The sequence below is a fragment of the Shewanella psychrotolerans genome, assembly GCF_019457595.1.
GTDB classification, from domain to species: Bacteria; Pseudomonadota; Gammaproteobacteria; order Enterobacterales; family Shewanellaceae; genus Shewanella; species Shewanella psychrotolerans.
In genome coordinates, this window is sequence record NZ_CP080419.1 from 3,709,022 (window position 1) to 3,732,846 (window position 23,825).

Sequence of the window (23,825 nt, forward strand, 5' to 3'; positions counted from 1 at the left end):
CGCGATAAGCGATGGCCTAAACTGGCGACACCACAAATAGCAGCTCACCTTGTGAAACCTGCTGACCGTTACTGTTAAGAATACGCTCAATGCGGTATTGCTTATCTTCTGGGTACAGCACAGCATCTTGGCGATTGAAACCAGCAAGGGTCACTTGTGAGAACATCTTCATGGCTTCGGTTAGTGCTAACGTCTGATCAACACTGACGATATCACCTTCTTTAACGAAGTCTGACTCACCCGGTGCTGGCGAGGTATAGAAGATACCCGCACCTTGTGCCAGTACTTTCAACTCGTTACTCTCACCGACACGTAGCGACTCAGTATCAACACCTAGGGTTTCTGCTGCGGCTTCCATCTCTGCGATCAACGCTGGAATATCAAGTTCAGCCATGAAACGTGGTAGATAGTTAGTGTCGTATACGCCTTCGTTAAAGGTGCCATCTTTAAGAATACGCGTTAACAATGGAATGTTGGTCGCGATACCTTTGATCACGACTTGATCTGCTAGGTAATCGTGTAACTTGTTAATCACGTCTTCACGAGTTTCACCACGGCAGATGATCTGAGCGATCAAACTGTCATAGTAAGGTGAAACCTCTTTGCCTTCGCCAGCGATAGAGATGATCTCAATATCATCACGCTCAGGCATAACATACTCAGTGATCTTACCTGGGTGTGGTACTAACTGCAGAATACCGTTGCTATCGAGCGCCGCTTTCTCTGCTGTTACACGTACTTCAATCGCATAGCCAATATCTTGTGGCTCAAGATGCTCAATTGAACGACCCGCTGCAATATCAAAACCGGCACTGACAATATCGATACCTGAGGTTGCTTCTGTCACAGGATGCTCAACCTGAAGACGAGTGTTCATCTCCATGAAGTACACTTCGTTTGCATCAAGGTTGTAGATAAACTCAACGGTACCTGCGCCCATATAATCGGTCGCATCGCCCAGTGCGCGAGTATAAGCCATCACCTGTTGCTTCAGCTCATCTGGTAACATGGTAGAACCAGACTCTTCAACTACTTTTTGGTTGTTACGCTGCACAGAACAATCACGTAAGCCAAGCACCTTGGTATTACCAAACTTGTCGCGAAGCAACTGAACTTCGATATGGCGTAGTGAAGTCACATACTTCTCTAGGTAAAGGTCGCCATTACCAAATGCAGCTGCCGCTTCGGTAGAGGTCTTTTGGAACAGAGAGATCATATCTTCTGGACGCTCAACAACCTGAATACCTTTACCGCCACCACCTTGCACCGCTTTTAGCAGCACAGGGTAACCGATTTCACTAGCAACATTTACCGCTTGCTCTGCGTTGGTCAAAATACCGTGGCTACCTGGAACTACCGGAACATTTTGTGCCTGAGATGTTTTAATCGCGTTCGATTTGTTACCCATAGTGGTCATTGAATGAACACTAGGACCGACGAAGTTAACCCCGTTGTTAACACAAAGAGCAGCAAACTGTGGGCTTTCAGACAAGAAACCGATACCTGGATGCAGTGCATCGACCTTTTCATATTCAGCCACTTTCAACACTGAATAGGCGTTTAGATAACTTTCATCAGACGTATTACCACCGATACAAACCAGCTTATCGTTCTCATTTAGCATATCGGCTGGTACGGAAGTCATATCGGGATCCGATGCAACCAATACAACCTTGATATTGTTATCGTGTGCTTTACGAATCAGCTTAACCGCAGTACAACCACGAGCGTGGACAAGCACCTTATCGATAGGCTTCATCAATTGACGAGGATCATCTTGAACAATCTCTTCTTCGGTGATCATCATCTCAGGTACAAGCGTCGATAACGCATTACCAATGATATCTTCTACTTTAGCCGTTGGCTTAGGCATCAATGGATCGATACCCGCTAACTGATCGTCAATACTGTCACTAAATGGATTGTTCACTAGCGCGTTCATCGCACCAGGGACTTTCGACAAGTAGTTAGACAAGGTCGATGTAGAAGGCAAGTATGCAGGTACTACCATTTGGCCCGCAAATGGCATATTGGTACCCGATAGATAATAGGTTTGTACCAACGGATGTGTCACAAAACTAGCTTGCGCCCCACCAGTACAGTCACCGTAGCCGAACATTAATACTGGCAGCTCATTATCACGGATAAAGCGTGTAATACGGTCATTCACTACCGCCATTGAGAATAATGCAGCGGCGCCTTCTTTAGTCTGCATACCACCTGAGCTAATAAAGCAGATAACAGGGAGTTTACGCTTGGCACACTCAATAAGTAGCGCACTGAATTTCTCCGCACTGGCCATATCAAATGCACCCGCTTGGAATGCGGTATTAGAGACAGCAACACCCACACGCATCGTCTGGCCGTTATGCTCAAAATCAGCGGTACCCGTGATCAAACCGCAAGGGCGAATACCTTTATCTAGCGCATCTTCTATCGAGAGACGGAAACCAGGGAAGTTAAGTAGGTTAGCCGACATCTTATCGCCATTTAGTTCATCAAACTCGGTGAAGAACTTACCAATGACATTTTCCCACGTCATATTGCCCTTGCGCTTCTCATCACGAAGCACCTTTTGAATAAGCAGATCTTGGTAACCCATGGTTAAGCGGTTCCAGAAATCTTTACGACGACCGATACGCACAGGGTTGATGGCACCTGTATATTCATTGCTCTTCTCTTCGCTAGCGAAATACTCTGGCAATAAACGCTCGAAGAAGTAGGTCAAGATAACGAATAGACTGTCGTTAAGTTGTGGGAAACCGACACTTTTCCACTGCTCTGTTTTGGTGAGTAGATCAGCACGGTTTGACTGAGACATAAAGTACTTCAGCCATTTGTAGAATTTACTCTTATCGTTAGCCGTATCTTGCTTTGAGATAGCACGGTCAATTGAGTCATGTAATAGATTATCAACCGATGCACGTGACAGGCTCTTAGACATCATGGCTTCTTTAGCGATTGACGCCAAATTACCAACAACATTGTCATAAAGTGCGTTGAAAACCAGAATGTTATAACATTGCCAAATGAAGTCTTCACGTAATTCATCATGCACAATCACATCGAGAACAGTAAGCTGATTAAGCTCAGGCCAATCGGCTTGAGTGACTTCATCTGGTAGACTTTCCAAGTAATGGATTAGGCCTTTGAAGTTGTTTTCAGCGTTACTCTTCCAGCGGTGGTATAGCGACCAACCAATGTTAAATAACAGCGCCTTACGTGCTTTTTTGTAGTTCTCTTTTGGCTCACCCAAGATAAGGCGAGTCAACATGTTACGCTCAGTAGCAACATCGTCACGCTTAGAGGTAAAGTTACCCCAAAGCTTGTTTAGCTCTTCGTCGTAAACAACTTTATCAGGGCTAGATAACCAAGATTGGAAAACTTTATCTTGCTCTTGCTGAATACGCGCAAGCAGATCACCTTCTGGGATACTGACCTTAGATAGACGGCCATATTGTTCTTGAGAGATAGAGTGAATACGGCTACGCAGCGTAAGATAACGCAAGTAACGATAGGCGCTACCAAACAGGTTTAAGTGCATGGTTGGGTTATCAGCGACCGCTAACTCCGCCTGATCCTCTAGTGCAGCAAGGTTCTTCGAAGGATGAAGGAAACGGGTCAAACTACGATCGTAATGCTCACGCAGATCTGTCGATTCACGAACAAACTTCACTGCCGCATTTTCAACCGCTTCGATGCTGCTAACGATAGCGCGGCGTAAGTTGTGCTGGCGCTCATCTTTGTCTGAAGGCGAGAAGTCGATGATGCCATCGATACAACCTGAGGTGTACAACTCTTCTGGCGATACGCCAACAGACTTGGCACACTCCTGCCAAGACAAGTTGTACTTACGCGCAATGCTCTGCAAGCCCTGTGGTTGAATGGTATTGAAAATACCGTCACGAAGAGACAATAAGATGTTTGCAGCAGCTAATGGAATTGCGCCGCCTGAATAACCAGCACCGATAACGATACCGATAGTCGGTACGTCAACGTTAGCACTTTCGGCAATCGCCTTAGAGATGGTATGCGCTTGATTTTGACTGTTCGCTACTTCACCCGCATCGGCACCTGGGGTGTCGATAAGGTAAACGATAGGCATACATAATTCGGCAAAATGACGAATAGCAGCACATGCCGCTAAGTGATGCTCTGGCATCCACGCGCCATTACTGGTTGTACGTTCTTGAGCTATAAAACCGATACGGCGAGTACGAGATCCAAAATTCAGTTCGATCTCTGCACTATAAAAAGCGCCTAAATGTTTTTCGGTTATCAGCTTACCTTTAAGATCGGCAATTACGCGCTTTGCGCCAAGACGGTTCTTATCTAATGTTGGCTGAATAACTTTAGCGACATAACCGTCAACGTCTAACTGTTCCAGTTCTTTAAGGTTAGACTGAATCGTATCTTCACTTAACAGACCGTTAATCTGATGCGAAAGGCTCTGTTTACTATGCTTAGGAAACAGAGAAAAATCTTGTGCCAAATGCTCTGCTTGAAGAAAAAGCGGATCGGCAGTTTGAACCTGAGTCGAGTTTGTGGGCTGATTGGTGCTGGTCATCAATAGATCCTCTGCTTTAGCCTCTAAAATTTTTAGCCCATAAATATAGCTTTGTTATAGGGTCAAATGCTATTAAACTGGCCTAGACGCTTTGTTCCATATTTGAGACAGTGATAGAAAAATGCCAGATTTGAACGGTATGATGCTATTTGCAGCGGTAGTTAGGGCCAAGGGATTCTCCCAAGCAGCGCGTAATACCGGTATGCCAAAATCAACCATAAGTCGTAAAGTTGCCCAACTTGAAGAGCAGCTTGGCGTACGCTTATTGCAGCGAGATACCCGTAATTTAAGCCTAACTCAAGTGGGTGCATTATTTTATCAACACTGCAGTAGTATTAATGATGAAATCGAAGCTGCCAAGGCCACTATCGAAAATACTCATAATGACGTATCGGGTTCACTGCGCATCGCTATCCCAGTTTCATTTAGCCAAGAGCTGATTGCTAAGCTCTGTAGCAGCTTTATGCGCCTCTACCCCAATATCGAACTCGACGTGCAGTTTACCGATAATGATGTAGGCCTCGTTGGCGAAGGCTATGACATCGCCATTAAATATGGTCCACTACAATCCTCAGATCTGGTCGCTAGGCTACTGTTAGAACGCCAACCCATTTTAGTCGCGAGTCCTGCCTATTTAAAAGCCAAAGGCACTCCAGCAACACCACAGGAGCTAAGTGAGCATAGCGGTATCTTACTTGGAACCTCGCGCTCAGCGCCCATTTGGCCATTAGGTAAAGGTGAACGTAAGACAATGGTTAACTTTAAGCGCAAAGTGAGGGTTAATAGCGCGATTATGGTAAAACAGCTAGCCCTAGATGATTTTGGCATTGCCATGCTATCTAATTCGGTATGTAAAAATGAGTTAGCTGGCGGCAGCTTAGTGCCACTATTACAAGAGTGGCCGATAGAACCATTTAAAGTCTATGGTGTGTATTCAAGTCGGCGTCAGCTTGCAACCAATATCAGTGTCTTCTTAGACTTTTTCACCAAACGATTTAGCAGCCATGAATCTCTGCAATCTATGATGATCTAACTCTTTGAGCTTGATGGCTTTGCAGAATATCAAAAACCTACCAGCCTATTATCTTCAAACTGGTTAACCAAGCAGTAAGAAGATACGAGATCACCCCCAAATTAGTGAGCGCTTGCCAGACAATAGTTTCGCGATAGGGATCTTAAACGTTGAAGCTGGAATACAGCGCTGTTGGCTGCGGACGCTACTATGGATCAACTGCTCACCACTGCTATCGTAAAGTAACACCAGCACGCCAAATGAACGACGCTCTCAGCATAACAGAGCAAGAGGTTCGACAATCGGTCAAAACCGTGATGATTTAAGTCAAAAAAGGGCGTTTTATCAATAAACCTCAATGCTTTATTTGCGCTTTGATGTCGTGCATACTCAGTTGTTGACTATAATAAATTCAAATTGATAACTACCCAGCCACACATTACTCGACTCACTCCTAGTCTCTAGGGATAAGTCAAAAGATGAGTACGGAAAGGATTAAAAGCCATGAGTAAATCAGCCTTAGCCTTGGCGATGACCGCCATTTTAAGCAGCACTGCCGCCCTTGCAAATCTTGATGTTGAAGAGCTGCGCCTCCCAACTGCAACCCAAGCAATTCCCGATGTGGTGGGCCGTTATCAAGCTATGGTTGAAGATCTAGATAGTAAATATAGACAACAAACCGATGAGCTTATCATGACGCAAATGGTCGCCCGTCAAGGCCAGAGATTGTGGCAACAAGCGGTTAGAGATGTACAGTCTGGTGGACAAGATGACAGGCCACTCTACTGGAGCCGCTTGTCGATGAAACAACAACTAAAACAACATAATCCTGCGTTTAACATCGCCAGCTGGCAGCGTAAAATTCTCCTTAACGCGGTGGAGAAATCTTCTCGAGGTTTTAGCGATATTCAATTCGATGACAGTACTCAAATCCGTATACTCTTAACGGGATTCGATCCTTTCTTCCTCGATCGCCATATTGATCAGAGTAATCCATCTGGCTTAGCCGCTCTGGCGCTTGATGGTTATAAATTTAGCGTCAATGGTAAGAAAGCCCAAGTCGAAACCGTGATGATACCTGTGCGCTTCGCCGATTTTGACCAAGGTATAATCGAATCTTTACTGACCCCTATCTATCGTGACAATAGCGTCAATGCGATTTTTACCATCAGCATGGGCCGTGATAACTTCGATCTAGAGCGCTTTCCAGGTCGCAACCGCAGTGCAACGGCACCAGACAACTTGAATGTACTCACAGGAGCCAGTCCTTCTGCGCCTAAAGCCCCTATGTTCGATGGCAAGACACTCAATGGACCCGAGTTTGTTGAGTTCTCACTTCCGGTAGCGGCAATGCAAGGTGTCGAAGGACCATGGAAGGTCAATGATAACCACACTGTGACCACACTTGCCAAAGGTGAGTTTGAGGCTAAATCGCTACTGGAATTACAAAGTGCAACTTCGGTAGAAGGCTCTGGTGGTGGCTACCTCTCAAATGAGATCTCCTATCGCGCAGTGTTACTTGGGGCACAGTTTAACAGTGCAATCCCGGTTGGCCATATTCACACCCCGAGAGTAGCGGCCTATGAAGCCGAAACGGAAATGAAGATAGTGGCTCAAATCAAAGCTATGGTTGAAGCTGCGGCAACTCAGTTATAATATCCACCATTAAGGCGCCCACATACAGTGGGCGCAATCATAAGATTTAACATGTATCAGCGCATCAAAACCATGATTAAGGGCAAGGCATCAGCCCAAGTTACTCCCCCTCACGTAAATAAAAGTGCACAGCCCAAAACTGATAGTCAGGCACACATTTTGCGGAGTGTAGAAAGTTGCTATCGACTCGCAGAACAACAACTCAATCGCTCCTTTCCTCGCCCTGAAGTTAATTTCAAACTTCGAGGCAAAAGCGCGGGTACGGCCCACCTGCAACTCAATAAGCTGAGATTTAATGCGACCTTATTAGAAGAGAATCCGACCGAGTTCATTGCCCAAGTGGTGCCACACGAGATCTGTCATCTACTCGCTTATCAACTTTATGGACGAGTCAAACCCCATGGGAAAGAGTGGCAATCTTTAATGATAACACTCTACCAACTGCGGCCAAGTACCACGCACAACTTGGATACCAGTTCGGTTGAAGGCAAAACCTATGAATATCAATGTGATTGTGGGCCAGTTAACCTCAGCGTTCGCAGACATAACAAGATACTTCGACAACAGACTCTGTACCGTTGCCGTCGTTGCAGCCAAACATTAACCTTGGCAGAATGATTAACACTAGGCATCTAGAAGTTTCGTTAATCTCTCACCTTGACGCCTTGCTTCATCACAGTCCCATCCCGTAAAATCTGCCCCAACGGCAAAGGCAACAGCACTTGTTGTCACGCTGAGCATAACGATTACCGTATCTATCGCCGTATTAAGGTGACACTGAGCTCAAGGCCATTTAGAGCCAATAGCATGCATTCAATGTCACTGTAATTTTTTTAGGGATTTATAATATTGAACACCTTATCTAGTCGGTGCAGATATGCACTTACGGCTATGCTGCTGGCGCTGTCTGCATTATCTAGCAGTGCACTCGCTTCACATCCCAGCAGTTTTGGGCAAGCTAAAAATATCGCTCGACTCATCTACACAGAAGAACTTCCCGCCACCAGTTTCTATTGTGGTTGCGATATCACGGTAATGGGTAAAAAGTGGCAGCCTAATTTTAGTCATTGCGGTTATCAGGTACGTAAACAGCAAAAACGCGCCAGTCGCATCGAATGGGAACATATCGTTCCAGCTTGGGAATTTGGTCATCAGCGCCTATGCTGGCAACAAGGTGGCCGTAAAAACTGCGGAAGAACTGATAAACAGTTTAAGAAGATGGAGAGCGACCTACACAACTTGGTGCCCGCCATCGGCGAGGTCAACGGTGATCGCAGCAACTACCGTTTCAGTCAATGGAATGCTAAGCCGCAGCAATATGGTCAATGCGCCATGATCGTCGACTTTAAATCGCGAAAAGTTGAACCGCCGAGCTATACTCGCGGTAAAATTGCCCGAACCTATCTCTACATGCAGCAGGCTTATGGATTACAAATAGCTAAAAGTCAGTTAAAGCTATTTAAAGCATGGGATAAAACCTACCCAGTTGATACTATTGAGTGTCAACGAGACCTAGCGATAGCCAATCGCCAAGGCAACCATAATCCATTTGTGCAGGCACAATGCCAAAAGTTGGCCGAATTTAAACAAACTGCGGAGTAGCAGATGAGAGTTCCAAGAATCTACCAGCTGGGCGAACTCGCCCTTTGTCAAACGGTTATGTTAGACAGCGAAGCCGCGGGTCACGTTGGCCGAGTATTACGCATGGGACCGGGCGAAAATCTAGAACTATTCAACGGCGATGGACACAACTATTTAGCTGAAATTGTTAGTGCAAGTAAGAAAAACGTCGAAGTGAAGGTCTTAACTCAAACAACCAATGATAGCGAGTCGCCACTTAACTTACACCTCGGGCAAGTGATCTCTCGTGGTGACAGAATGGATTTCACCATTCAAAAATCGGTAGAACTTGGCGTAAGCACCATTACACCGCTGTTTTCTGAACGTTGCGGGGTAAAACTTAACGGTGAGCGTCTAGAGAAAAAGATCCAGCAATGGCAGAAAATTGTCATCAGCGCATGTGAGCAATCGGGTCGTAGTACGGTGCCACTGGTACGCCCAGCCATGTCACTCGAAACCTGGTGCGCTGAACCAAGCCAAGCGCTAAAACTTAACCTTCATCCTCGCGCGGCTCACGGTATTAATGGCTTGCAACTCGATACCACAAGAGTACGCCTGTTAATCGGCCCCGAAGGCGGTTTATCAGAACCTGAGATCATGATGACAGAACAATATCAGTTTACCGATGTGCTCCTTGGCCCGCGCGTGCTTAGAACAGAAACAGCGGCCCTAACAGCGATCAGCGCATTACAACTTAGATTTGGCGATTTAGGTTAATAGACCTAAATGCACCACCAGAAACAATAAGGATACGAAGATGATTAAGCTTGGCATAGTGATGGACCCGATTAGCGACATCAACATCAAGAAAGACTCTAGCTTCGCCATGTTATTGGCAGCGCAGTCTCGCGGCTATCAACTTTTTTATATGGAAATGAAAGATCTCGCTATGGTCAACGGCGTTGCGATGGCAACGATGAGCCTGCTAACCGTTAAGCAAGATGAGCAAAACTGGTATCAGCTTGGTGAAGCCACCGATACGCCACTGGCTGAATTAGACGCCATTTTAATGCGTAAAGATCCTCCATTTGATACTGAGTTTATCTACGCCACTTATATGCTTGAGCGCGCCGAAGAGCAAGGCGTACTGATCGTTAACAAGCCGCAAAGCTTGCGTGATGCTAATGAAAAACTGTTTACCGCTTGGTTTAGTGAGTTTACTCCAGAAACCATAGTAACTCGCGATGCTCAGCGTATTCGCGCTTTCTATCAAGAGAAAGGCGACATCATCTTAAAACCGCTCGACGGCATGGGTGGCAGCTCGATTTTTAGAGTTAAAGCTAACGATCCTAACCTTGGAGTGATCATCGAAACCCTGACCAACCACGGTCAACAATATGCCATGGCCCAGGCCTTTATTCCCGACATCACTGCCGGCGACAAGCGTATTTTGGTGGTCGATGGCGTACCTGTGCCATACAGCCTTGCGCGTATTCCGCAAAAAGGGGAAACCCGAGGCAACCTAGCCGCCGGCGGTCGTGGCGTGGCTCAGCCTTTATCTGACAGTGACTGGGCCATTGCCAATGCTATAGGCCCTGAGCTTAAAAAGCGTGGACTCATCTTTGTCGGTTTAGATGTTATTGGTGACAAACTTACCGAGATTAACGTAACCAGCCCTACTTGCATTAAAGAGATCGAAGCCGCCTTCGATGTGGATATCACCGGCATGTTGATGGATGCCATAGAAGCGCGTATTGCCCGTTAAACTGGAGACCAAATGAAGTTAACCCGTTTATTCAGCCTAGTTTCACTGTCGGCCGCGCTGCTCTCTGGCAGTCTGTGGGCCGACAGCCTGCTGGGCCCGCAGTCGGCGCCGAGCCGTCCCAAGAATATCGTGATCATGGTTGGGGATGGTATGGGGCCCGCCTACGTCAGCGCCTATCGTTACTATCAGGACAATCCCAATACTCAGGAGATAGAGCAGACGGTATTTGACCGTTTGCTGGTTGGCAATGCCAGCACCTATCCGGCACCAGTCAGCGGCTATGTCACCGATTCGGCGGCCGCTGCCACGGCACTGGCAACCGGGGTTAAGACCTACAATGGCGCCGTCTCGGTCGATACCGACAAACGTCCTGTGCCAACCCTACTGGAACTGGCGAAAAAACGTGGCATGAGCACGGGTGTAGCCGTAACCAGCCAGATCAACCACGCGACCCCGGCTGCCTTTTTAAGTCATAACGAGAGCCGCCGTAATTACGAGGCTCTGGCAGAAAACTATCTAAACACTGATGCCGATGTCATGCTCGGCGGTGGTCAGCGCTATTTCTCCGACAAGCTGATCAAGCAGTTCGAGACCAAAGGTTATCAGGTGCTTAAAGATGCCGCGCTGCTAGATGGCGTGACCCAACCTAAGGTGATGGGGCTATTTGCCGATGTACAACTTCCTTGGGCCATAGATGAGCCTGAAGCCAGACGCCTGAGCACCATGACAGCCAAGGCACTGGAACTTCTCTCGCAAAATGAGCAAGGCTTCGTGTTACTGATCGAAGGTAGCCTGATCGATTGGGCAGGTCATAACAACGATATCGCCACCGCCATGGCCGAGATGCACGAATTTGCCAGCGCCATCGAAGTGGTCGAGCAATATGTGCGTCAGCATCGGGACACCTTATTGGTGGTCACCGCTGACCACAACACGGGAGGCTTATCTATCGGCACCCAAGGTGAGTACCGCTGGGACAGCCAGGTACTGCGTGATATCAGTGCCAGCCCTTCACGCATCGCTGCGAATGCACTGGCCCAAGATGAGTGGCACACAGGCCTGAGTGAATCGCTTGGTTTTACGCCAAGCAATGAGGAGTTCAACACCCTAGATAGCGCCAGAATGCAGGGTGAAAAAGTGTTGACCACGCAGCTCAAGAAGCTTATCGACCAGCGTTCAAACACCGGCTGGACCACGAGCGGTCATACCGGCGTAGATGTTCAGGTCTTTGCCGCAGGGCCTGCCTCCCCCCTCTTTGCCGGTCATCAGGACAATACAGATATCGCCAATAAACTGATCAGCCTATTGCCTAAGATGCCCAAGCCTAAAGCAGAGGTGAAAATGCCAGCAAAACCAGCCTCTGACGTAACGCCTACAGAGGTAACGCCTGCTCAAAATGAGGAAAATGGTGAGCTACAGCAAGCCAAAGACCTACTGAGCGAAGGCGCCGAAAGTCAATCTGCCGCACCTGTCACCCAGGTCGATAATCAAGCCTAGATGCCAGATTCAGCTCCCCTGCCTGACCAGCTTAGGCTGGGGAGTTTGATTCACTGGCCACATGCGGGTATGCTCAATTTCGCTAAGCACCTTAAAGACAGAAGTCACATCCAGGGGGCGAGAGAAGTAGTAACCCTGACCTAATTCACATTGCTGGCAACTTAAATACTGTGCCTGCAGCTGAGTTTCAATACCTTCGGCAATCACCTGCCGGCCGAGGTTGTGGGCCAATTCGATAACCGTGGTAATGATATGGGCATCGGCCTCACCGTCGAGCACATTAGCAGTAAAGCTGCGATCAATTTTCAACAGATCGAACGGCAACTGCTTAAGGTAGCTCAGTGACGAGTAGCCGGTACCAAAATCATCAATGGCAATCTTAACCCCCAACGACTTAAGCGACTCCATGGCGGCCATCGCACGTTCCACCTGCTCTATCACGCTCTCCTCTGTCACCTCCAACACCAGTGACTGCGCCGAGATACCATGTGCATCCACCTCTTGACGCACCACGTTAAGCAGATCGGCGGCGAGATAGTGTTTCGCCGACAGGTTAACGGCAATATAGAGTTCAGACCAACCGGCTAACTTAAATTGAGCGAGCAACTCCGCCGCCTTGTGGATCACATAATTACCCACATGAATAATCGCTTCACTATGTTCGATGTCGGGAATAAAGTCCCCCGGCATGATGAGCCCCCGCTCAGGATGGAACCAGCGGATCAACGCCTCGAACCCTTTCAGTTTCGCCTCACGTAGTTCGACGATAGGCTGAAGGAAAAGCACCAGTTGCTCCTCATTAATGGCCGCCTCTATGCTTTGCTCTACCATTAATCGGTTGTTCGCCTGGTTCAGCATCTCCTCGCTGAACACCCGATAATTGCTGCGTCCCGCACTTTTGGCCTGATACATTGCCAGCTCCGCATGTTGTATCAGCTCTTCGGATCGCATATACGGCGTAGTGCAGTAAGCCAGACCGATACTGGTGGTCACAATGAGCTTATGACTCCCCAGTACCACTGGATGTTGCAGGGCAGCAAAGATCCTGTGGATCACATTACTGACCTCCTGATCATCGCGTACCATCCTGAGCAAGATTAGAAACTCATCGCCTCCCTGACGAAACACGGTATCCACCTCTCGCACGCTATTGATTAACCTGGCGGTGACAATCTTGAGCAATTCATCCCCTTGGATATGGCCCAGGGTGTCATTGATCCGCTTAAATTCATCCAGATCCAGAAACATCAGCACAACGCAGTCGTCCTCGTTGGCGATACAGGCGATAGCCGTCTGTAACTCATGGTTCAACATCGCCTTATTTGGCAAGCCGGTCAGGGTATCGAGCATTGCCAAACGCTCTAACTCATGGGTATATTCATCCACCTCGCTTTCAAGGCCCTGCATATTGTCGGCCAGCTGACGAGTGGCCTGGTGAATAAGATCCACCTCATCGGGAAACAGTGATGGCTTACTCGGCAGGCTGGCACGCACGCGGGCAAAGTCATGGTCCGCCAGTAAGGGCAGCAGGCTGGCATGGTGGGCTAAGCTAAGTACTGGTTTCCAGGCGACCAGCATCACTAGCCCAGCCGCCAAGATGAGGCCCACTAGCAAGGTCGCCACTAAACCCAACTGGAAACTAGAGAGCATGATTTGCCACTGTTCCAGACTCATCAAGACTACTATCGCTGGCGCGTTAGCCACCTTATCCAGCGGAAAGGACCACACCGCCCAGTGACTGCTTTGATATTCATAGATCTCCTCGCCCATGGAGATCTGCTGCCAGGAATAATTATCGGCCATATGGCTTAGTAAGCTGAAACTGCTTGGGCGATTACTAATACTATAGAGATGACGCCCCCACAAAGGCGCAGGCTCGGCTTCGCCTGTCTGCCCGCCCAATACGGCGAGCTCAATAGACTTATCTGTACGAAAATGGCTGATCACTTCTGTCAGGGCGGACTCAAAGAAAAACAGGTGGGGCTTGGAATTAACCAGTGTGGGGACCAACGTCTGGATCACACACTCCTCGATACAAATGACTCTTGAAGAGAGCTCATAAGACACCTCGCTGTTGAGCAGCCAGTTGAGATCATCCTCCGAGTTGGGCTCGCCTGCATGAGCCAGCCGCTCACCATCTAGGGTATAAAGACCAAATCGCCTAAGGTCCCAATAAAGCTGTACATCTGGCCAGTTTTCGCTCAGCAGCAATTGATAACCTTCGGCGCCGCCATCCCCTTTCGCGTTGGCGACAAAACCTAGCTGCATCGCGGCCTGCAGCGAATGCTCAACGGCAGTACTTAAGGAAAAGGAGAGGCTCTGAGCCAGCTTATCTCGCTGAGCTTCAAGTAATACTTTCTCCTGATTAAGTAACTGTCGATAAGCCAGGGTACTGATGGCCGTACCCACAAACGTGAGGATCAAAACGACCGCTATCATCAGCTTCCATTTAATACTCACGAAACGATTTGGGTGGTCCACTATCATAGTGTTACCACTGGAACTTATAGGAAAGCTCAATGGCAAACAGTGACCAATCCTTATCTTGCGTCTCTGGATTAGGTCGCAAAATAGGGGTCACCCAACCACCACCCCGCACCCAGTGATATTCGGCCTCCAGCATCCAGTCTTTTGCCGGTAACCAGCGCGTTCCTAATGTCCAGTCATTGGCATAACCAAAATAAGTCGGCAGACCCACTGCGGGCAGATCCTTGCCATCAGGGTCATCCTCATCCCTCACTTGACGATCGTAACGTAGAAACAGTTCCACATCGCCCGGCAGATAGCCGCGCATATCCAGATAATACCCATAACCTCTGACTTCATAGGTTCCTTGCCCAGGCGGAACAAAGACCCCGTCAATGTCGCGATCGAAATGCAGGTACTCCGCTGTAAACTCCATAAAATCAACTCGATACTGGGCCGAAACAATCAAGTGTTTAGATCGCAAGCTACCCTCTCTAAAGGGACTTCCCTGATAGGCGTCAAAGGCACTCTTAGCATCAAAATAGGTTAGCCCTAGACGCAAACTGTCATCCTGATATTCGATATCCGAGCCCCAGTAACCATCGGCATCGAAATCCCCAAACGTCTGGGAACCGAGTACGTTGCGCGCTAAATCGTCCGAGGTCTGAGCGTCCCCTAAAGTCAGGTGCCACTCGATCGACCCATCGAACACTGGGTGACGGCCAAACAGCTCACCACCTGTAATATGCAGCAGAGAATCTCGAAAAAAGTCACTATAGACAGATTGGGGCAACAAGATGCCAGGCCGGGTAAAAGAAACGTCTCGAGTACTAGTGTAAAAACCGGCCTCACTCTTAAACAAGCCTCCCCTGACTCCCAGATAGCCTTGGTTCAAAATAAATTTATACTCGGCAAACAGATAGTCAGCATCGAAGCCCGACTCATCTAAGTTGCCCCATTGGCGGTAACGTGCCGCCCCCGCCAAGCGAAAATGCTCATCTGGATTCCAGGAGAGATGTAGCGCGGCCTCGGTCACATCCAAGGTGTCCCCAGAATCACCAACAATAAATTCACTCCCGTCGGCGCTGATATAGCCCTGACCAATGAAACCGTTCAACTGCCACTGATTGGCAGAAGCTGGTCCCATAAAAAGGGCCAGCAGACATAGGCTACTAATGCTCGGCTTCATCTTGTCCTCCTTGGCTCTGCTCACTTACCACAATAGTTTGACTCTCACCGCTCCCCGCCACATACCCTATAGCGCCAGGCGTGTTTTCGACCCGAGTGCGCATCTCCGCCTCAGAGGCCAAGGTGGTTGGTCGTTCACCGATCCCAGAAAATACCAGCCGATCCCAACGATGACGCAGTACATAAGGCATCAACTCAAGCTGCTGATAACAAAACTCTTGGTGTATGGGGGATTCGCTGGGTAAGACAAATACCTTAATCTTCTGCCCATCAGGCCAGTACAGCTTCTGCATGGCGAAGATCAATTTGAGCTCTTTAGGGGTGAGCACAGATACATCGACGGAGTCGTTAACAATTACCTGAGCCGCGAAAACATTGGCGCAACATAAGCTCAATAAGCACATCCATGTCGACACTCGTCGCATTTCAGATCCTCTAATCTCCATTCACCTTGTTGATGCGGCAAATCCCACATAACAAAGGATATTTATTGTCTCATGAGATATAGCTTAGGCAAGATTTGGCAAAGTGGCATAATAAATGTTACTGATAATCTAGGGGCTTAGGCTATAATTGCCGCAAATTCTCTATTATCTTGTGGTTTTCGTGCTATCTAACCCCTCGCAACTTATTTTAAGAAACAGTGAACTATTTGAATCAAAGCATGTTTTACTGCTCAACTTCGAAAGTGATCTACTCGCTAAAGAGTTACTCAACAGCGCCAAACAGGTCACTGCGTTAGCACTTGATTTCAATCACTATCAACATTTAGCCTCCCATGAGTCTGCAAGGCTATCGGCCTACTTTGGGCATAATTTGCCCATCGAAGCTGAGTTTGATGCAGTAATACTGTTTTATCCTAAATCCAAAAGTTTAGCCCCTTACCTCATCAACTTAGCAGGCTTACATCTTAAATCGGGCGGAGAACTTTTTGTCGTTGGCGAAAATAAGGGCGGCGTTCGCTCTATCGCGAAACAGCTTCCAGACTACTTTGATAGCGCCAGTAAACTGGACAATGCCCGCCATTGCTTACTGTTTGGCACCGAGCTGATTGATACCGCCCCCGCACTGAAACTGGAAGACTGGGTAAGCCAATACACTTTATCGACGCCACAAGGGGAGATCACCATATGCAATCTGGTCGGTGTCTTTAGTGAAAAGCGTTTAGATGAGGGCACAAAACTGTTACTCGAACACCTTCCTGCACTGCATGGCAAAGTGCTCGATTTTGGTTGCGGCGCCGGCATCATTAGTGCGGCCATGTTGAAAGTACAACCGACACTCGACATCGATTGCGTCGACATCAACGCCATGGCATTGGCCTCTTGCCAACTCACGTTAGCCGCCAATGGCATGACCGCAAATATCTATCCTTCAGATGGCATAGGGCAAGCACAAGGGGTATTTGACGGCATTATTTCTAACCCGCCCTTCCACGATGGGTTGCATAGCACCACCAATATTGCGGCACAATTTGTACAAGATAGCGCCAAAAAACTAAAGCCATCGGGTCAATGGCGCATCGTAGCTAACCGCCACCTTCCCTACAGCGAGCTTATCGCGAAACAGTTCAAAAAAGTGAACGTCATAGCGGAGAATAATAAATACAAAGTTTATTCAAATAGTTAAAAAATATTTATCAATCTGTAAAATCATTCAATAAGGCTAGGGGTTATCGATTTTCCCCTGGCCTCATTTTTATATCTTCTCCAACACGAGACTCAGCTCAAATACTTCATAAATAAAGACTTCATAGGTCAAACTTTATGCTGTTATACTCAGGCAACACTCTCTAATAATAAGAATCTCACTTCGGAAACAACATATGCTGGATCCCGGACTCATAGAACTAAGTAGCGATGGCAAATTTGCAGAATTAAGATTGATCCCCAATACTCACGGACCACTTAGTGTTGAGGGGATTAACGAGTTGCTCTCTTTCCCTGAATTATCACACCTCTTCCCTCGAACCAATGTCATCAATAACGCCGTTATACAAGTCAACCAGTTAATAGGCCAAGATGATGGACAATATGAACTTTTCTTTGAAGTCGCCGAGCGTCGTGATGGCGAAATTGAAATTACGATAGCCGAAGATAATATGAGCGCCGAGATGACTTTAGTCGCGGCCTGGGGGGGGAACGAAGTCACTCTACCCGATATCCTAAAAGCATTAAAAGCTAATGATATCAACATGGGACTCAGCAAGCTTAAGATCCAATCCTTATTGAAACAGTTAACCACCCTCCGACCTGGTGAACGTTGCACCGAAGTCATTGCTCATGGAAAACCAGCTATCAATGGTGATAATGCTATTATCGAACGCAAAGTACCATTAGCAAGAGAGCGACTCCTACAACCCCAAGAACGCCAAGACGGTACCGTTGATATGCGAAACTTGGGCGATGTGATCATGGTCAAGCCGAATGACACTCTAATGATAAAAAAACCTGCTACCGAAGGTAGTCCCGGTTATGACGTTAAAGGTCAAAAACTACTCCCCATTCCAGGTAAGGATATTCCATTGACTGCGGGTAATGGCGCCCATTTACTCGAAACCAATGCGAATATATTAGTCGCTTCAGTCGCAGGTCAGCCAGTCGAAACCAAAACGGGCATGCAGGTCGATGATGTACTTGAGATAAAAGATGTCGATATTGGTTACGGTAACGTCGACTTTAAGGGCAGTATCCTAGTAACTGGCGATGTCCATGAAGGTATGGTGGTCAAAACCACGGGGGATATCACAGTGATGGGGTTTGTCGACTCAGCTCATCTCATCGCCGATGGTGATATCACCGTCAGCAAAGGGGTGATCGGAAGACAGTTAAAAGAAGATCAGCTTTCAACTAAATTGCATGCTAAAGGTCAAATTTCAGCTCAATTTGTTCAATACTCAGAGCTTGAAGCGGAAGGGGAAATCTTAGTCACCAAACAACTACTTCATAGTCATGCCAGCACAGCTCAAACCTTGACTGTCAGTGATGCTAATGGACGCAGAGGCGACTTGGTTGGCGGTATAGCTAAGGCAGATAAAGGCGTCAAAGCTGTCATTATTGGTGCGACCGCAGGAACAAAAACCGACATCTATTGTGCGATGAGATACGGCGAACTAAAAGAGTCTCTCAAGCAGTTTGATCAAAGCATCAAACAGATGGTGGTCGCAAAGCTTAATATCGAATCGAGCCTAAATAAATTACCGCCCAAAGCCCAGTGGCAAGACGACGAGCTGATGGTTGAGCAAGTTAAAGGCATGCTCGAAGAGAAACGCCGAATAATGACCGAATGCTCGAAAGAAGAGATCGAGTATAATCTCGCCCATCAAGAGGTCGAAGACTACTATCAACAATATCGAATAGAAGCGAGCAAACATATCTTTGCCAACGTAGAGCTTCATATCGGGCCAGCCTTTAACCGCACTCAACGCGAACACGGGCCCTGTATTGTGACCAATGTAAATCAAGAGATTAACTTCGATTACAGTAGTAGAAAGTAACTCTGGCGTAGTTTTTTATTGGAGAGGCGTAACCTAAAGTTACGCCTCTTTTATTTCTTTCAGTTTTACAGGCATAATCCCGCACCATAACGCTGTGCAAATAAGAGAGATAACGTGGAACTACTCAGGATTGACTGCCTAGGAAAAGAGCTACGGCTGGAAGGCTCAATGGCGGGTTGGCAACAACTTTATTGGGACAATAAACTCGTTTCAGTCAAACAAGCGTCGGCAAACCATGAGGGACTTAGAAATCATGAGTTTGAACTTACTCCCCATACAGCTAGCACCGAAGAGCAAGCCCAGATATCAACGAGCCTAAAAATCACCTTAGAAGTCGATTTACAGTGGCAACCCTTTAATTTGCAATATCGTCTATTAAAAAATGATGACGTACTGACCCAAGGTAATCGAGATAGCAAAGATATCGAGCAACAAACACCTGTCGCACCTATTCCAGTCAAAAAGCAATTTAGCTTAGTAGGACTAGCTTCTTTAGGCTTTAAACTGCTCAAAAATGCGAAAGTCATAAAGGTGGTTCTCGCAGGGGCGAGTGTGGCTGCATACTCTTGGCTATTTTCTTTCCAATTTGCCTTAGCGCTTATTGCCTGCTTAGTGTTTCACGAATATGGTCATATTAGAGCAATGAAATACTTCGGCATGAAAACAAAAGGGATTTACCTGATCCCATTCATGGGAGGGCTCGCGCTTAGTGATGAAAAGATTAACACTCGTTGGCAAGATGTGGTGATCTCCATCATGGGACCCACCTTCGGGTTATTGATGTCTATCGCTGCGTTAATTGCCTATTGGGTCACAGGTAATGTTTTCTTCGCAGGCTTAGCCGCTTTCAACGCACTGTTAAACCTGTTTAATCTTTTACCTATTTTACCGTTAGACGGCGGTCATATTCTCAAGAGTATCAGCTTTTCAATGAACAGCCTGCTCGGACTTTTCGCCTGTATTACTGGCGCTGCTATCGGCGTATTCATCAGTTATACCTTAGGGCTTGCACTACTAGGTTTTCTGTTACTGATAGGTAGCTTAGAAATAGTATTTGAGTGGAAGTCTCGCCATCAAAGCCACCTTCTGCCATTAGACCGATATGGCCAACTTTTTTCCGCCATCTGGTACCTTGTAACGGTCGGAGCATTAGTCGCGATTATCTGGTATTTCGCAGGTAGTGGTGATGAAATACTCGGTTTACCACTGCAGATATTACAAAGTTAACCCTTTCAGACATGGGCTCCATGCCTATCCTTCAAGGATAGGCATGTCTAAACTCTTCTTATCTATTTACACAATTATTTTTATTGAAAACCATTGAAAAAAATTAAGTAAATAAAATTTAAAGGTTAACTCGCGATTTAACGGTTTACGTCTAAACTTAATAAAAACAGAGGAGTCGCGTCGCTATGTTTAAAAGTATCCGAGTTAAATTCTCTTTGATGTTTATCGCTGTTGCGGCAGTACTTATTTTTATCTCTATATTTGATGCCACACGCAATCATCAAATAGTCAATCAACTACAAGAGTTTAGTCAACGCTTCAATCCTGCCACATCTGCCATCCTGAATGCTGACCGAGATTTATACCAGGCACAGCTCAGTGAAGTCACCCTATTAAACGATCAATTGAATGCCGAGCAGAGACAAAAAGAGATAAAAAATTGGCAAGAAAATGTCGACCAAGCGAAAGATAGAATGCTGCAGTTTAGAGAGATGCTAGCCAACCACCCAACGGTAACGGATGCAACTAAGGGATTTGATGAGCAATTCAACCTTTGGTATCAGGCATCGGGCAAGGTCGTCAAAGCTGTAGAACAGCAAGACTATACCAATGCACTTGTGCTACATAACCAGCTCTCTAAAAAGGAGTTTAAGGCACTAAGAAGTATTTATAACGCCGCAGGAGAAGCGGCTGATCAGCGAGTGAAAGAACTCGATACACTTATCAGTGAACGGGCGATTAGCCAAAACAGAATGTCAGTTGGGATTGCTGCCATAGTGGCTATTTTTGCACTCATCATCGCTTACTTTGGCCCTAAAACTATCGTTGACGCAATCAATGATATAACTAATAGGATCAATGATATAGCTAACGGAGATGGTAATTTAACCCAACGAATTCAAATAAAGCGAGACGATGAAATTAGCACTCTTGCCAGCTCTTTCAATCTGTTTGTCGAACAACTACAGAAGATGATTATCACCATTAGCGCTCAGACCCATGAAGTTAATTCTAGCGTTGAGCAGTTATCAGAGAAATCCACTGAAACACTGACAATCAGTTCAGACCAGTCGCAATTTGTTGAAACCATAGTCACGGCCGTAAACGAAATGAGTGCCGCAGTAAAAGAAGTCGCCAGCAACGCAATGGATACCGCGAGCGAGATAAATAAAGTCAACGATCAAACCATAGAAGGGAAACGCGTTCTCAGTCTATCGGTTGAGCAAATAGATCAGCTATCTGGGTCGGTAAAACAAGCCGTTACTGTTATTGAGAAGCTATCCGAAAACTCGGCTAATATCGCCTCGGTACTAGATGTTATCCGTGGCATCGCGGAACAAACCAACCTATTGGCATTGAATGCAGCGATTGAAGCAGCTCGCGCCGGAGAGCAAGGTCGAGGCTTTGCCGTGGTCGCAGATGAAGTGCGTACCTTAGCGAGCAGAACAGAAACCTCCACCCAAGATATTCAAAAAATGATAGAGCAATTGCAACACGGTGTGTTAGATGCAGTAAAAACCATCGAAGCCGGCGCAGCCTTGACCAGCTCTACGGTCTCGTTAACAGCCCAAACCCAAAATGCCTTAGATGAGATCTTATCCTCAACCTCCAGAGTGAGTGACATGTCTAGCCAAACCGCAACGGCAACAGAAGAGCAGACTCATGTGTCTGAAGAGATTAATCGGAACTTGACCGAGCTATCAGATAAAACCGTGCATTTTCATGATGTGATCAGTGAGACCCAGAAAATTGTTCAAAGCACACAGACCATCTGCAATAACCTCCAACATGAGGTATCGCGGTTTAAAGTTGCTTAGGAAAGGTTATCACCATGTTCTATAGACAAAGCCTTGCATCAGCAAGGCTTTTAATTTGGTACAGATGGCGAGACTTGAACTCGCACGGCCGTTAGGCCACTAGCACCTGAAGCTAGCGTGTCTACCAATTCCACCACATCTGCAAATTTTTGATATAAAAAAACCTGCTCTAAGGCAGGCTTTCTCTCTCTGAAGAGAGTAGCTCTTAAAGAGCAATTTTTGATAATGGTACCGAAGGACGGACTTGAACCGTCACTCCCGAAGGAAACGGATTTTGAATCCGTCGTGTCTACCAATTCCACCACTCCGGCATTATCAAATAGACCATGCTAAACGTGTTTACCTTAGCAAGTGAACGGAATTATACCTTTGCTTTAGCTAATGGCAAGCCTTTTGAAACATTCATATTGCCAAATGGACAAAATTCCGTCTAACAGACCCGTTGGGACCTAAAGCTCACACATGGCATGACTCAATTCTATGCATTTATCACAAATTTAACGACCGATTTTAACAACGCCAGCAAATTTATGGCAATTATTGATCGAGATCAGCATCTACCATATTTAATCACGCTAAATTAGCTGTGACGCCTTTATAAACATCTGCGAAAGAGGACTTCTCAAATGGCATTTTGGTTAGATTTAATGTTTGGTAACCCCATTGGTTTAATGTCTATGATCGTTATTTTCACAACCATTGGAATAATGTCATATCTGATGTGGTTGTTTATATCGAAGTCAAAACCAGAATAGATAGAGCCTTAAGGCTCAGTGTGAATACACTTTTCTAATGCAAAGGGGGCTATGCCCCCTCTTTTTTATCTATAAATCTCAAATTTGTCGATTATGCAGCGTGTTTACGACTTGGTACGACACTGTGTATAAAATGAGGCCTAGCCTTAATCAATAGCTGCATCTGCTCCTGATTAGGCTCACCTGGTGGTAAACGTAACACTTGTCGATTAAGGTAGCGTCTTGCTGCCATAGAAATTTTGTAATCGGCCGTAGGCCCATGAATTGCGTAGTGCTTCTTATTTCCTAGGTATTCCAAGATATTAGTTTCAAGTAAGCTTTTCACCGCCGATTCATTTTCCGGCAAAGTTAACACGGCTTCACCTTGTAAAAAGAACTCACGTAACAAAGCTCTCTCTATGGGATCTAACAACAATACTTTATTCTCTATCGTTTCGACTGTACGCTTGCTTCGCAGATAATGAATCGCTTCATCAAGAAAGTAGTTCGCAACTTTCATCAATAAATAAGCAGCACCTATAATGAGTCCAAGTCCGATAAAGTGAGCATATTGATTCACTAAAGCATCTAACTTTAATGCGCCAAGCAGTGCCGCTGGTGCAAAAAGTAATGCACTGCTCACCAATGTAACCCATAGCATAAGATTAAAAATCATTTGTTTTGGCGTTGCATGTTTAAACAGAATCAGATTCAGCTTTTCCATCTTGATACCCAGTGTCAAAAATCCGCAGATGCTTAATTAACTGCAAATATAGTGCCAAAGAATAACTAACAAGAAAGACTTAACAAACATTACTTTGTGACTATTTTTATCAACAA

General features: G+C 46.4%; 17 protein-coding genes and 2 tRNA genes. 12 read left to right on the forward strand and 7 right to left on the reverse strand.

Translation table 11 applies throughout. The features are described from left to right. Window positions 1-16: 16 nt before the first annotated feature. On the reverse strand, window positions 17-4,567 hold the full coding sequence (locus tag K0I62_RS16320; protein WP_220069115.1) for an ATP-binding protein: 4,551 nt from the start codon (window positions 4,565-4,567) through the stop codon (window positions 17-19). 121 nt (window positions 4,568-4,688) lie between these two features. On the opposite strand from K0I62_RS16320, the gene K0I62_RS16325 reads away from it, so the two are divergent. From K0I62_RS16325 to K0I62_RS16355, 7 genes are all read left to right on the forward strand, one after another. Next, window positions 4,689-5,600, forward strand: coding sequence for a LysR family transcriptional regulator (locus K0I62_RS16325; protein ID WP_220069116.1), 912 nt, complete (start codon window positions 4,689-4,691; stop codon window positions 5,598-5,600). 483 nt (window positions 5,601-6,083) lie between these two features. Continuing rightward, window positions 6,084-7,235, forward strand: a complete 1,152-nt coding sequence (locus K0I62_RS16330) for a PA0049 C-terminal domain-containing protein (protein WP_220069117.1) — start codon at window positions 6,084-6,086, stop codon at window positions 7,233-7,235. Window positions 7,236-7,286: 51 nt separating this feature from the next. Beyond that, entirely contained in the window at window positions 7,287-7,853 is a 567-nt protein-coding gene (locus K0I62_RS16335) for a SprT family zinc-dependent metalloprotease (protein WP_258405024.1), read from the forward strand. Between the two features lie 273 nt (window positions 7,854-8,126). Beyond that, a complete protein-coding gene (locus tag K0I62_RS16340; RefSeq protein ID WP_220071424.1) occupies window positions 8,127-8,837 on the forward strand; it encodes an endonuclease in 711 nt (236 codons plus the stop codon). 3 nt (window positions 8,838-8,840) lie between these two features. Next, window positions 8,841-9,572 (forward strand): 16S rRNA (uracil(1498)-N(3))-methyltransferase, encoded by a 732-nt coding sequence (rsmE, locus tag K0I62_RS16345; protein WP_220069118.1) that lies wholly within the window; start codon window positions 8,841-8,843, stop codon window positions 9,570-9,572. A gap of 40 nt (window positions 9,573-9,612) precedes the next feature. Further along, window positions 9,613-10,560, forward strand: coding sequence for a glutathione synthase (gene gshB, locus K0I62_RS16350; protein ID WP_220069119.1), 948 nt, complete (start codon window positions 9,613-9,615; stop codon window positions 10,558-10,560). 12 nt (window positions 10,561-10,572) lie between these two features. Then, a complete protein-coding gene (locus K0I62_RS16355) occupies window positions 10,573-12,057 on the forward strand; it encodes an alkaline phosphatase (protein ID WP_220069120.1) in 1,485 nt (494 codons plus the stop codon). Between the two features lie 9 nt (window positions 12,058-12,066). Here K0I62_RS16355 and K0I62_RS16360 read toward each other — a convergent pair whose 3' ends face one another. Genes K0I62_RS16360 through K0I62_RS16370 form a run of 3 tightly spaced genes read right to left on the reverse strand, consistent with a single transcriptional unit; the run spans window position 12,067 to window position 16,136 of the window. Beyond that, entirely contained in the window at window positions 12,067-14,496 is a 2,430-nt protein-coding gene (locus K0I62_RS16360) for a putative bifunctional diguanylate cyclase/phosphodiesterase (protein ID WP_258405025.1), read from the reverse strand. A gap of 52 nt (window positions 14,497-14,548) precedes the next feature. After that, entirely contained in the window at window positions 14,549-15,712 is a 1,164-nt protein-coding gene (locus tag K0I62_RS16365; protein WP_220069122.1) for a hypothetical protein, read from the reverse strand. Continuing rightward, window positions 15,696-16,136 (reverse strand): type 2 periplasmic-binding domain-containing protein, encoded by a 441-nt coding sequence (locus K0I62_RS16370; RefSeq protein WP_220069123.1) that lies wholly within the window; start codon window positions 16,134-16,136, stop codon window positions 15,696-15,698. The genes K0I62_RS16365 and K0I62_RS16370 overlap by 17 nt, the downstream gene beginning before the upstream one ends. A gap of 181 nt (window positions 16,137-16,317) precedes the next feature. Between K0I62_RS16370 and K0I62_RS16375 the strand changes: the two genes are divergently transcribed. The 4 genes from K0I62_RS16375 (at window position 16,318) to K0I62_RS16390 (ending at window position 22,251) form a co-directional block, all read left to right on the forward strand. Continuing rightward, window positions 16,318-17,340: a methyltransferase gene (locus K0I62_RS16375; protein WP_220069124.1), complete on the forward strand. Its 1,023-nt coding sequence runs from the start codon at window positions 16,318-16,320 to the stop codon at window positions 17,338-17,340. A 196-nt stretch (window positions 17,341-17,536) separates the two neighbouring features. Beyond that, window positions 17,537-19,207: a flagellar assembly protein A gene (locus K0I62_RS16380; RefSeq protein WP_220069125.1), complete on the forward strand. Its 1,671-nt coding sequence runs from the start codon at window positions 17,537-17,539 to the stop codon at window positions 19,205-19,207. A gap of 114 nt (window positions 19,208-19,321) precedes the next feature. Beyond that, a complete protein-coding gene (locus tag K0I62_RS16385; protein ID WP_258405026.1) occupies window positions 19,322-20,434 on the forward strand; it encodes a site-2 protease family protein in 1,113 nt (370 codons plus the stop codon). 185 nt (window positions 20,435-20,619) lie between these two features. Next, complete coding sequence (locus K0I62_RS16390; RefSeq protein ID WP_220069126.1) at window positions 20,620-22,251, forward strand: methyl-accepting chemotaxis protein; 1,632 nt, start codon at window positions 20,620-20,622, stop codon at window positions 22,249-22,251. Between the two features lie 56 nt (window positions 22,252-22,307). On the opposite strand, the gene K0I62_RS16395 is transcribed toward K0I62_RS16390, so the two are convergent. Together K0I62_RS16395 and K0I62_RS16400 are read right to left on the reverse strand one after the other, a co-directional pair. Next, a tRNA-Leu gene (locus K0I62_RS16395) sits at window positions 22,308-22,394 on the reverse strand. A gap of 83 nt (window positions 22,395-22,477) precedes the next feature. After that, a tRNA-Leu gene (locus K0I62_RS16400) sits at window positions 22,478-22,562 on the reverse strand. Window positions 22,563-22,877: 315 nt separating this feature from the next. Here K0I62_RS16400 and K0I62_RS16405 point away from each other — a divergent pair. After that, window positions 22,878-23,006 carry a DUF3149 domain-containing protein gene (locus tag K0I62_RS16405; RefSeq protein ID WP_081730679.1) on the forward strand — a complete coding sequence of 43 codons (129 nt, stop codon included), beginning with the start codon at window positions 22,878-22,880 and terminating at the stop codon, window positions 23,004-23,006. A gap of 91 nt (window positions 23,007-23,097) precedes the next feature. Here the strand turns inward: K0I62_RS16405 and K0I62_RS16410 are convergent, their stop codons facing one another. Continuing rightward, window positions 23,098-23,709 carry a superinfection exclusion B family protein gene (locus tag K0I62_RS16410; RefSeq protein ID WP_220069127.1) on the reverse strand — a complete coding sequence of 204 codons (612 nt, stop codon included), beginning with the start codon at window positions 23,707-23,709 and terminating at the stop codon, window positions 23,098-23,100. Window positions 23,710-23,825: the final 116 nt, after the last annotated feature.

Coding starts and splice junctions, on each gene's coding strand:
- K0I62_RS16380 (WP_220069125.1), top strand. CDS start 17,537: ATGCTGGATCCCGGACTCATAGAACTAAGTAGCGATGGCAAATTTGCA.
- K0I62_RS16365 (WP_220069122.1), bottom strand. CDS start 15,712: ATGAAGCCGAGCATTAGTAGCCTATGTCTGCTGGCCCTTTTTATGGGA.
- K0I62_RS16390 (WP_220069126.1), top strand. CDS start 20,620: ATGTTTAAAAGTATCCGAGTTAAATTCTCTTTGATGTTTATCGCTGTT.
- K0I62_RS16340 (WP_220071424.1), top strand. CDS start 8,127: ATGCTGCTGGCGCTGTCTGCATTATCTAGCAGTGCACTCGCTTCACAT.
- K0I62_RS16360 (WP_258405025.1), bottom strand. CDS start 14,496: ATGATAGCGGTCGTTTTGATCCTCACGTTTGTGGGTACGGCCATCAGT.
- K0I62_RS16320 (WP_220069115.1), bottom strand. CDS start 4,567: ATGACCAGCACCAATCAGCCCACAAACTCGACTCAGGTTCAAACTGCC.
- rsmE (WP_220069118.1), top strand. CDS start 8,841: ATGAGAGTTCCAAGAATCTACCAGCTGGGCGAACTCGCCCTTTGTCAA.
- K0I62_RS16410 (WP_220069127.1), bottom strand. CDS start 23,709: ATGGAAAAGCTGAATCTGATTCTGTTTAAACATGCAACGCCAAAACAA.
- K0I62_RS16355 (WP_220069120.1), top strand. CDS start 10,573: ATGAAGTTAACCCGTTTATTCAGCCTAGTTTCACTGTCGGCCGCGCTG.
- K0I62_RS16330 (WP_220069117.1), top strand. CDS start 6,084: ATGAGTAAATCAGCCTTAGCCTTGGCGATGACCGCCATTTTAAGCAGC.
- gshB (WP_220069119.1), top strand. CDS start 9,613: ATGATTAAGCTTGGCATAGTGATGGACCCGATTAGCGACATCAACATC.
- K0I62_RS16370 (WP_220069123.1), bottom strand. CDS start 16,136: ATGCGACGAGTGTCGACATGGATGTGCTTATTGAGCTTATGTTGCGCC.
- K0I62_RS16405 (WP_081730679.1), top strand. CDS start 22,878: ATGGCATTTTGGTTAGATTTAATGTTTGGTAACCCCATTGGTTTAATG.
- K0I62_RS16335 (WP_258405024.1), top strand. CDS start 7,287: ATGTATCAGCGCATCAAAACCATGATTAAGGGCAAGGCATCAGCCCAA.
- K0I62_RS16325 (WP_220069116.1), top strand. CDS start 4,689: ATGCCAGATTTGAACGGTATGATGCTATTTGCAGCGGTAGTTAGGGCC.